This is a genomic window from Caballeronia sp. dw_276 (assembly GCF_018449635.1).
Taxonomy (GTDB): Bacteria; Pseudomonadota; Gammaproteobacteria; order Burkholderiales; family Burkholderiaceae; genus Caballeronia.
Window position 1 is genome coordinate 1 of sequence record NZ_JAAVUV010000033.1, and the last position, 3,344, is coordinate 3,344.

Genomic DNA, 3,344 nt, shown 5'->3' on the forward strand with positions numbered 1-3,344 from the left:
ACGTGCCGCGCAGGCCGCTTCCTTCCTCCTCAAGATTGAGCGTCAGGTCGAACTTCGCGCTCGTCGCCTCGTAGCTCACCGGCGCCAGCTCCAGCCCCGGCAGCCGCATCGCCTCGAACGGGGCGTTGTGGAGCGTCAGCATCACCTGGAACAGCGGCGCGTGCGCCTGGCTGCGCGTGGGCTGCAACACCTCGACGATCTGCTCGAACGGCACATCCTGATGCGTGTAGGCGCCCAGCGTCGTCTCGCGCATCCGCGCGAGCAGGCCCGCGAAGCTGTCGCGCGAGTCGACTTGCTCCCGCAGGACCAGCGTGTTCGCGAAGCAGCCGATCAGGTCTTCGGTCTGCGCGCGGGTCCGGTTTGCGATCGGCGTGCCGATCGAGATGTCCGTGTCGCCCGAATAGCGCGACAGCAGCACCGCGAAACCCGACGCCAGCGTCATGAACAGCGTCGTCTGGGCACGCCGGCCGGCATGACGCAAGGCATCGGTGAGCGGCGCTGCGATCCCGAAACCGTGGGCCGCGCCCCGATGGAGTTGCACGGGTGCCCGCGGACGGTCCGTCGGCAGGTTCAGCAGCGTCGGCGCGCCGGCAAGCCGTGCCTGCCAGTAATCGAGCTGCCGGGCAAGCACCGCCCCTGTCAGCCACTGGCGTTGCCAGAATGCGTAATCGGCGTATTGCACCGGCAAAGCAGTCAGCGGCGCAGGCTCGCCCCGGGAGAACGCCGCGTACAACGCGCCCACTTCGCGCACCAGCACCCCCGTCGACCAGCCATCCGACACGATGTGGTGCAGCGTCACCGACACCACGTGTTGCTGTGCGTCGAGTTTGACCAGGTGAGCGCGTATCGGCGCGTCATCGGCGAGATCGAAACTCGCTCGCGCCGCGTTCGCCAGCAGCGCCTGCAACGCGGCTTCGCGCTCTTCGACCGCCAGCCCCGACAGGTCCATCAGCGGCAGATCGAGTGGCGTTGCCGGCATGATCACCTGCACCGGCACGCCATCGTGAGCGACGAAGCGTGTACGCAGCACCTCATGCCGGCGCACGACTTCGTCGAGCGTCCGGTGCAGTGCGCTCACGTCGAGCGCGCCATGCAGACGCACGGCGACCGGCAGGTTATAGAACGCGCTGCCCGGCTCCAGCTGGTCGAGGAACCACAGGCGCTGCTGCGCATACGACAGCGGCAATGCCACGTCCCGGTTCGCCTGCGTAATAGACGGCAGCAATGCGTCTGCGCCCTGTCGCGCTGCATCCGCGAGCACGGCGAGATCAGCCAGCATCGGCGCTTCGAACATCGAGCGCAACGGCAGCTCGACACCGAGCGTTTCGCGCAGGCGCGACAGCACTTGCGTCGCCAGCAGCGAGTGACCGCCCAGGTCGAAGAAGTGGTCGTGGGCACCGACGCGATCGAGTTTGAGCACTGCACGCCAGATATCCGCGAGGGTCTTCTGCGTGCCGGTGTTGGGTTCGACGTATCCGGTCGCAGTGTTGCTCGTGTCAGGGGCGGGCAACGCTGCCCGGTCGAGCTTGCCGTTCGGCGTCAGCGGCCAGCGATCGAGCGCGACGAAATACGAAGGCACCATGTAGTCGGGCAGTATCTGCCGCAAGTGGGTGCGCAACGCGGCCACATCGAGAGTCGTGTCATGCGAAACGATATAGGCTACCAGTCGATGATCGTCATCCGCGAGGTTCCGTGCCAGCACCACCGCCTCGCGCACCAGTGCATGTGTCGCGAGCGCCGCCTCGATCTCGCCCGGCTCGACGCGGAACCCCCGCACCTTGATCTGATGGTCGATGCGGCCGACGTAGTCGATATTGCCGTCCGGCCGATAGCTCGCAAGATCGCCCGTGCGGTACATCCGGCTGCCCGGCTCGCCGAACGGGTCCGGCACGAAGCGCTCGGCGCTCAGATCCGCGCGGTTCAGGTAACCACGCGCGAGCCCCACCCCGCCGATATGCAACTCACCGACCACGCCCAAGGGTACCGGCTCACCGCGAGGGTCGAAAATCATGGCCTGCGCATTGGCGATCGGGCGGCCGATATGCACTGCCTCGCCCACCGGCATCCGCGCGTACATCGACGTCATCGTGCACTCGGTGGGGCCGTACTGGTTGACTACCGCCGCCCCCAGCACTGCGTGAACCCGCCTGACCAGACTCTCGGGCAGACGTTCGCCCGAAGTCAGCACGAGCCGCAACGCCGGCCGGTCGGTCGCCGCCGCTGCCGCTGCCGCGACAGTCGCCTCCAGCAGCGACGGCGTGATGCTCAGGATCGCGGTGATGCGCCGCTCGACCAGCCGGCGTGCGATCACGAGCGGATCCTTCGCCGCGTCTTCGCCGAGCAAAACCAGCCGGCCGCCGGCGACGAGGCAGCCAAGGATGTCCCGTACCGCAGCGTCGAACGACAGCGTGGGAATCTGCAGCACGCGCTCGCCGGCGGCGAGCCCGTATTCCGTGCGGTTGAACAGAAGGTAGTTGACGGCCGATGCATGGAGCGTCATCACGCCCTTGGGCTTGCCGGTCGACCCCGAGGTATAGGTCACATAGGCGAGATGCCGGCCTTCGACGGGCGACCGCCCCGACGCGTCGACCGGCATGTCGGCCGCGCTTTCCAGCTCTGCGACGGACAGCACCAGCCCCTGGTAAGACGCAAGGCGATCGCGTCCGCGCCCGCTGGCCAGTACGACGGCCGGGGCGGCGTCGACGAGCATCAGCGCCAGCCGCTCGTCCGGATAGGCAGGGTCGAGCGGCACGTACGCGCCGCCCGCCTTCAGCACCGCGAGCAGGCTGACGACCATGTCCGGCGAACGCTCGACGCACAATGCCACCAGCACGTCCGGTCCGACGCCGTGCGCGCGTAAGCGCTGGGCAAGTCGTTCGGCCCTGATGTCGAGTTCGATATAGGTCAGCCGTTCGTCGTCGAATTCGATGGCCACCGCGTCGGGCGTGCGCGCGACCTGCGCCTCGAAGAGGCCATGCAGCGTGTCGGCCTCGGAAACGTCGAGCGTCACGCCGTGGCGCAGCGCGAGTAGGTCTGCGCGTTCGTCATGCGCCAGTATCGCGAGATCGCCGACGCACGCGTCCGGCTCGGCGACGATTGCCGCCAGCAGGCGGATGAAATGGTCCGCCAGACGCGCGATCGTGCGCGCGTCGAAAAGATCGGTGTCGTATTCGAAGCTGGCGCGCAATGCGCCATCCGCTTCGTCGAGGTTCAGCGTCAGGTCGAATTTGACGCCCGTCTCGCTACGGGTTTCTGCTGCGAGAAGGTTCAACGCCAGCCCCGGCAGAGAGATCTCGGCCAGCGGCGTATTCTGCAGCGCCAGCATCGCCTGGAACAGCGGCGCG

At 67.5% G+C, this 3,344-nt stretch carries 1 protein-coding gene; it reads right to left on the reverse strand.

Annotated elements, in window-relative coordinates:
* Window positions 1–3,344 (reverse strand): non-ribosomal peptide synthetase (locus HB633_RS30440; RefSeq protein WP_213781837.1); only part of this gene is annotated, 3,344 nt, incomplete at both ends.